9 protein-coding genes are annotated in these 6588 nt (G+C 49.9%); 5 read left to right on the top strand and 4 right to left on the bottom strand.

The window, feature by feature from the left end; all coding sequences use genetic code 11:
• The coding region (locus HHX48_RS14955) for a hypothetical protein (RefSeq protein ID WP_191026245.1) at positions 1-497 on the bottom strand (497 nt) is incomplete at its 3' end.
• An 87-nt stretch (positions 498-584) separates the two neighbouring features.
• On the opposite strand from HHX48_RS14955, the gene rsmD reads away from it, so the two are divergent.
• Positions 585-1178, top strand: a complete 594-nt coding sequence (gene rsmD, locus HHX48_RS14950; RefSeq protein WP_191026316.1) for a 16S rRNA (guanine(966)-N(2))-methyltransferase RsmD — start codon at positions 585-587, stop codon at positions 1176-1178.
• Here the strand turns inward: rsmD and HHX48_RS14945 are convergent.
• Complete coding sequence (locus HHX48_RS14945) at positions 1175-1753, bottom strand: YjaG family protein (protein WP_191026244.1); 579 nt, start codon at positions 1751-1753, stop codon at positions 1175-1177. The two genes, rsmD and HHX48_RS14945, sit on opposite strands and share 4 nt — an antisense overlap.
• The gene (locus HHX48_RS14940) at positions 1754-2356 is read right to left on the bottom strand and encodes a YhgN family NAAT transporter (protein WP_191026243.1); all 603 of its coding nucleotides are present in this window, start codon (positions 2354-2356) and stop codon (positions 1754-1756) included.
• 138 nt (positions 2357-2494) lie between these two features.
• Here HHX48_RS14940 and HHX48_RS14935 point away from each other — a divergent pair, with 138 nt between their 5' ends.
• Positions 2495-2677, top strand: coding sequence for a helix-turn-helix domain-containing protein (locus tag HHX48_RS14935; protein WP_191026242.1), 183 nt, complete (start codon positions 2495-2497; stop codon positions 2675-2677).
• Between the two features lie 133 nt (positions 2678-2810).
• On the opposite strand, the gene pepB is transcribed toward HHX48_RS14935, so the two are convergent.
• Positions 2811-4094 carry an aminopeptidase PepB gene (pepB, locus tag HHX48_RS14930; protein WP_191026241.1) on the bottom strand — a complete coding sequence of 428 codons (1284 nt, stop codon included), beginning with the start codon at positions 4092-4094 and terminating at the stop codon, positions 2811-2813.
• 53 nt (positions 4095-4147) lie between these two features.
• On the opposite strand from pepB, the gene sfsA reads away from it, so the two are divergent.
• From sfsA to gluQRS, 3 genes are all read left to right on the top strand, one after another.
• On the top strand, positions 4148-4849 hold the full coding sequence (sfsA, locus tag HHX48_RS14925; RefSeq protein WP_191026240.1) for a DNA/RNA nuclease SfsA: 702 nt from the start codon (positions 4148-4150) through the stop codon (positions 4847-4849).
• 218 nt (positions 4850-5067) lie between these two features.
• Entirely contained in the window at positions 5068-5517 is a 450-nt protein-coding gene (gene dksA, locus HHX48_RS14920) for an RNA polymerase-binding protein DksA (protein ID WP_191026239.1), read from the top strand.
• Positions 5518-5610: 93 nt separating this feature from the next.
• Complete coding sequence (gene gluQRS, locus HHX48_RS14915) at positions 5611-6543, top strand: tRNA glutamyl-Q(34) synthetase GluQRS (protein ID WP_191026238.1); 933 nt, start codon at positions 5611-5613, stop codon at positions 6541-6543.
• The last annotated feature ends 45 nt before the right edge of the window (positions 6544-6588 follow it).

The following is a 6588-nucleotide window of genomic DNA, read 5'->3' as shown; positions in this document are numbered from 1 at the left end:
TGCGCAGTGTGTGAAGGTGCGCTGGTTGAATCAACCGGTTTTTCGTCCTTAGTATCTTCCTGCACATCTGACTGTACTGGCCGCTTGCCTGGTGCATCGTCCAGTTGATCCGATTCGGCATCCGTCTCGGTGTGCGCAAACGCGGTTTCTGGCAGTTTCTCAGACGGCGTTTCACTGTCTGAAGCTACATCCTGGGTCGCGCTTTGTGTATCACCCGTGAACGCTTCCTCATCGGAAGTCAGAATATCCTCTGCGCTTTGTTTGCGCTCTGGAGCCGTTACCTGCTCCGCACTCGCGTCCTGCTCAGACTTCTTTGTCTGCTCAGAGCTGTTATCGCGCTCAAGGCTGCTTTCACCCTCGGGGCTGTCTCCCCGCTCAAGGCTGTCCACCTGTTCTTGCGGCGAGCGATGAGCGTCATTCTGCTGTTCAGACTGTTGTTTTTCAGTTTTTTTATCTTGCTGCTTGTTCTTACGGAACCAGCCAAAAAGTTTCGACATTGCGCGGACAAACCCTTATTAATTCACTATAAATTCGGCTACACTTGCCAGCCAGTAATAACCGGTATGATAGCATCCTCAGGACGTATGAAGCGAGTGCGTAAAAAATCTCATTCTGGCAGGTCACCCACCGGGCAGGTTCGCATCATTGGCGGGCAGTGGCGCGGGCGTAAGTTACCGGTCTCCGATGCCCAGGGTTTGCGTCCCACTACCGACCGCAATAAAGAAACACTTTTCAACTGGTTGATGCACCATACTACGGATGCACGTTGTCTGGATGTGTTTGCTGGCAGCGGCGGACTGGGTATTGAGGCTTTATCCCGCTATGCCGGCTTCTGCTTGTTTTTTGAAAAAGACAAGACCGCGGCTCGCCAGTTAGAGGGTAATCTGGCGACCCTTAATGCAAATGGTAAGGTGGTTCAGGGTGACGCGCTGGCACTGTTGGGCCAGCAATCCGAGCCATTCGATATTATTTTTGTCGACCCGCCCTTTAATGCTGATCTGGTCAGGCCTGCCATTTCGCTTATTCTTCAGCACGGCCTGGTGCAGACAGGCAGTCTCATCTATGTTGAACAGGAGCCTGATGCGGCGTTACCAGCGCTACCAGGCCACTGGCAGATTATAAAGCACAAACAATCCTCAGGACTGCAATACCTGCTCATTGAAGTGCTTCAGGCTTAAAGCTCCAGCCCGATGTTCGAAATACCGGCTTCAACGGCAAGTTGACGTAATTTCTCAGCCGTGGCGGCGTTTTGCCGACAATCGCTGAGTATATCCAAAAGCTCTTGTTGAACTTCTATTTCAAAGGTCATTAACGGATGCGTTTTAACGGTTTCGTCTGTGGCCTCACCGGTCAACAGCAGATAGGCTTCTACCGAGCCTTGCGATAACTTGCTGACAACCACGGCGCCCTGCTCGTCCTGTCCGATAATTAAATTGACAGCAGCAGCCAGACCGACCGCTGCATCAATGGCCGGGTACACACCATAAAAATCAAAGTGCTGTGTGTCCGGTGTCGCCTCTTCCACTTTGTCCAGCTGCAAACCAAAATTAATCCGGCTTTTAGGACTTCGCAGCGATTCCCATATCAGATCCAGGCAGTGGCGGCAGGCACCTTCGTCATCAAAACCAGTCGTTTCGCAGAATAACTGATAGTTAGGCAGCATGCGCTCAAGCAATGCAGCACTAAACGCAATGGCTTTCCAGCCTTCCAGGGTACGTACCCGACCAAATGTGTTCAGCTTTGTCTGCGACATTTAAAGCATTCCCGATGTATGTGTAAAGTATTGACCAATGCCGTCCAAAAACATCTGAATGGCGATCATTACCAAAATCATGCCCATTAATCTTTCCATTGCTGTTAACCCACGCTCGCCAAGTAAACGATGGAACAAGCCTGAGAACAGCAATATGATAGCGCTGATAGACCACGCGGCCCCCAGTGCCAGTGACCAGTCTATCATGCGATCGGGGTTTTGATTCGACAGTAAAATCAGTGCAGCCAACGTGGAGGGACCGGCAATCATGGGGATTGCCAAGGGCACCAGAAATGGCTCCTCGCCAACGGCCAGTCCTAAGGGATTACCCGACTGTGGAAAAATCATTCTCAGTGCAATGAGAAACAATATTATGCCGCCTGCAATACTGACGGTCTCCTGCTGCACATTCAAAAAGTCGAGCACAGCCTGACCACTGAATAGAAACACAAACAGAATGAATAGCGCCAGCAACAGTTCGCGCACCAGAATAAAACGTCTGCGCCTGGGCTCAATGGTTTTAAGCACCGACATAAATACCGGCAGATTGCCCAGAGGGTCCATGATTAAAAACAGCATGACCGCGGCCGACCAGGTATCCATGTTATGCACTCTCCTCAATAGCAGGCCAATTGAGGCCATCGCGGGCCTCAGGGCAATTTCTTAAAAACGGTTAATTCATCTGGCAAATTGTCTCATTTACGCTTAAGTTTTACTATCTCTAATAAAAGGGTATTACCAATGTCTTTGATGAATGTTGAAGAAGTCGCCACGTTTTTGGGTGTGCAGGAAAGTCGTGTGGAACGATTGGAGCGTGAAAGTTTGCTGACCGCGAAGGAGAAAGATGAACAGGGCCGGCCACTGTTTGACCGAAGTCAGGTGGAAAGTTACAAATCTCTGGCTGAGCGATTAGGCGGCTTATAGGTAATGCCTGTTCACTGTGCGCTGCTGGGTCAATAACCCAAAAACTGTCCAGTTTCTTCATAAAAAAGGCGCATGCGCGCCTTTTTTAATGTTATTTGTTATCACCCATAACGGGCGCGATAACATTGCTAACTTAGAAATCCGCTAACATACGCGCGATACTTCTTATTCCTTTCGCTGTGGCACCTACCGGCATCTGCGCAGATGCAGTGCCATGGTAAGCCGCGGCAAGATCCAGGTGCACCCAGCCTTTGCCTTGCGGATTCACGAAACGCGACAAAAACCCGGCCGCATTTGATGCACCACCCGCACCGCCTCCTTTTTGTGATGTACTGTTTGCCGTGCTGGCAAAAGAAGACGGGCAGCGCGATTTATGGAATGGCTCAAGCGGTAGCGGCCAGAAACGCTCATTTTCCGCTTTGGCACTGGCCAGCATTTTATCCCGGGCGTCATCATCCATGCTAAATACAGCATGATAATCTTTGCCCATGGCCACCATGGCTGCGCCGGTTAGTGTGGCCGCATCGATAATCAGCGGAGCGCCGGTTTCTTCTGCACGGATGAGTCCATCCGCCAGAACTAAACGACCTTCAGCATCGGTATTGACGATTTCCACGGTTTCGCCATTTTTGTATGTCAGCACGTCACCAAGCTTATAGGCATGACCACTAATCAGATTTTCGGCACAGCAAAGCAGCAGCTTCACGCGCTTTTTCAAGCCTTGCATTATGCCCAGCCCTAATGCGCCGGTAACCGTTGCCGCACCACCCATGTCGCATTTCATATCCAGCATTCCCTCACTGGATTTGATGGAATAACCGCCGCTGTCAAACGTAATACCTTTACCGACAAGTACCGCATCGACTGGTGCATCAGCATTACCCGTGGGGTTGTAATCCACCTCTAACATGACCGGGGGGCGTTCGCTACCGCGCCCAACATTGTAAATGCCTGTCCAGCCAGCCTTCTGTAAATCTTCACCGACAATCATGTCAACGCTGACGTTATCGCCACCCAGTTCCTTTATCCATTCAGCCGCGCGGGTAGCCAGGTTTTCCGGAGACAGATCCTCCGGTGTATCGTTGACCAGCTTACGGGTGAAGCGCATTGCCTGATAATGCTGCTCCAGACGTGATTTGTCATCATTATCTGCCCAGGTAATCTGACCCGCGTCACGGGCCCGCGTATAGCTCATCGCAAATGCCCATTGCTGTTCAAAATCCCATTCACCGGTCAGCGTTACACGCTTAATGTTGAGAGTGTCAATGGTCCGTGCCGCCTGGCCGATGGTCGCATGCACGTCACTGGCATCACCGATATGAATCACAGCCCCATCCTCATGCATACTTAGAGGCGCTTTATCGCCCCAGTGTTTTGCTGCCGCATCGGTAGAAAGAGATACCTGAAAATCTGTCATCACAATTCCTTTATCGCTTGTTACACTAGAGAAAATGTCTAAACAACAACCTTATGCAGTTCACTACGTCTTTACTCCGCGGAACGCTTATTCGTCGTTATAAACGGTTTCTGGCCGATGTCAGTTTACCCGATGGTCAAACCATCACTGCGCACTGCCCCAATACCGGTGCAATGACCGGATGTGCAGAGCCAGGCTATACAGTGTGGCTGAGTCAATCGGACAATCCTAAGCGAAAGCTGCCCTATACCTGGGAGCTGGCGCAGGACTTTGACGAAAACTTCATCGGCATAAATACGCACAATGCCAATAAGCTGGTAGCGGAAGCACTAAATAACAAGTCCCTGGATGCATTTAATCCGGTTGAGAAGATAAAAAGAGAAGTCACGCCGCCAGGTGCTTCATCGCGCTTTGATTTTGCCTTTGAGCGTCAGGATAAAACAGAATATATGGAGGTGAAATCGGTCACTCTGTGTGATGCAGGTCAGGGCTTCTTTCCTGATGCGGTCACAACCCGGGGAACACGGCATTGTCTGGAGCTGGCCGCACTGGCCGAACAGGGTATTCCCACCACGCTGGCGTTTTGTGTGCAACACACTGGCATTAAAACAGTCAGTATCGCATCTCACATTGATCCTCAGTACGCCGAGGCCGTACTTGAAGCGCACCGTAAAGGTGTGAATATTGTGGCGTTTGGGTGCCTGATAAATCAACAAAAAGTGGAGATAAATCAGTCACTCCCGGTGATAGTTTGAAAAATGGGTTGATTTTTTCTGTCACGACGCCATATTTGCGCCTTAATTTTAGCTTTCGTATGTCTGTCAGGACATCAATTTCGTGGTGTAGCGTTCTGTGCCGATACACCAAGGCAAAGCTTACTTTGACATCATACATTGCCCGTTGTCGCTTATTTTGCTATAGATAATCGGTTATCCGGGACATTGTGGATGTCGTAGTGTAGGAGATGTGGCACATGCCAACAGGAAAAGAACAGAAATCGTTAGGACTTTTAGCATTAGCCGGGTTGCAACCGTATCAGCCCAAGCCTGATGAAGAATATATGAATGAGCCGCAAACGGAACATTTTCGTTTGCTGTTGAAAGCATGGCGTGACCAGCTTCGCCAGGAAGTGGACAGAACCGTTACGCACATGAAGGATGAAGCGGCTAATTTTCCTGATCCGGTAGACCGGGCGGCGCAGGAAGAAGAGTTCAGCCTTGAGCTGCGTACACGCGACCGTGAACGTAAGCTGATCAAAAAGATTGAAAAAACCCTGAAGCGTATCGAAGAAGACGATTTTGGTTTCTGCGATCAGTGTGGCATCGAGATCGGTATTCGTCGCCTTGAGGCACGTCCTACTGCCGATTTGTGTGTTGATTGCAAAACCATGGCAGAGATTAAAGAAAAACAGATGCAGGGATAACCTGCCGGCGGTTTTTCTTCACGAATCGGAGCAGCGCGTGATGCTGTTCCGGTTTCGTTCAATGCATTTATAAGCAATGCATGACACTATTTTATGATTGCACCTACCTCTGCCGATTATATCGGCCGCTTCGCTCCCTCCCCTTCTGGTCCAATGCACTTTGGCTCGCTGCTGGCCGCTCTGGCAAGTTTTCTGGATGCGCGTTCCAACAATGGCATATGGCGTGTGCGTATTGAAGATGTTGATATCTCGCGCAGCGTACCAAATGCGGATAAATGGATTCTTGATTCGTTGCACGCTCACGGCCTGAAATGGGATAAAGAGGTGATTTATCAGTCTGCACGCACCGATGCTTATCAGACAATCGTTGATAATTTTCTTGCCGCGCACCAGGCCTATTTGTGTACCTGCACCAGAAAAATGATTCGTGAATCTGGCGGTGTCTATCCGGGCACCTGTCGCAATGCTCATCATGATCTGAACAACACCGATCGACCGGCAGTATCGGTTCGCCTCAAACTGGATAACCCGGTAACCGACTTTGCTGACCGTATATTAGGTTATCAGAAAATTCCGTCAGGCCACGCAACCGAAGATTTCATCGTTCAACGGAAAGACGGCCTGTTTGCCTACAACCTGGCGGTGGTAGCAGACGATATTTTTCAAGATGTTACCCATGTTGTCAGAGGCAGTGATTTGCTGGAAACGACGGCCGCACACCTGAGCCTTTACCGCTTACTTGGCAAGCCCGCACCTCGCTATGCCCATATCCCGGTGGCTGCGACAGAGCCTGGGTATAAACTCAGTAAGCAAAATAAAGCGATTGGGCTGGATAATTCCCGCGCCGGTGAAAACCTGGTCCAGGCCTTAAAATTTTTGAATATCGCCGTGCCAGCCACCCTCGTCGCTGATAACTGTGATAAAATATTAGGCTGGGCAATCAAGCAGTGGGATTGTGACCTACTACCTAAAACCCGTGAAGTGATTGTCGATAAAAGCGAATCCACTTATTATAGCCAGAGTTAGCAGTTCGGAGAGTTCATTATTATTACGCGTGTGTTTGATTCCGTA

Source organism: Salinimonas profundi, assembly GCF_014750655.1.
Taxonomy (GTDB): Bacteria; Pseudomonadota; Gammaproteobacteria; order Enterobacterales; family Alteromonadaceae; genus Alteromonas; species Alteromonas profundi_A.
The sequence above is the reverse complement of the archived record's forward strand: the minus strand, read 5'-3'. Positions and strand labels throughout refer to the sequence as shown.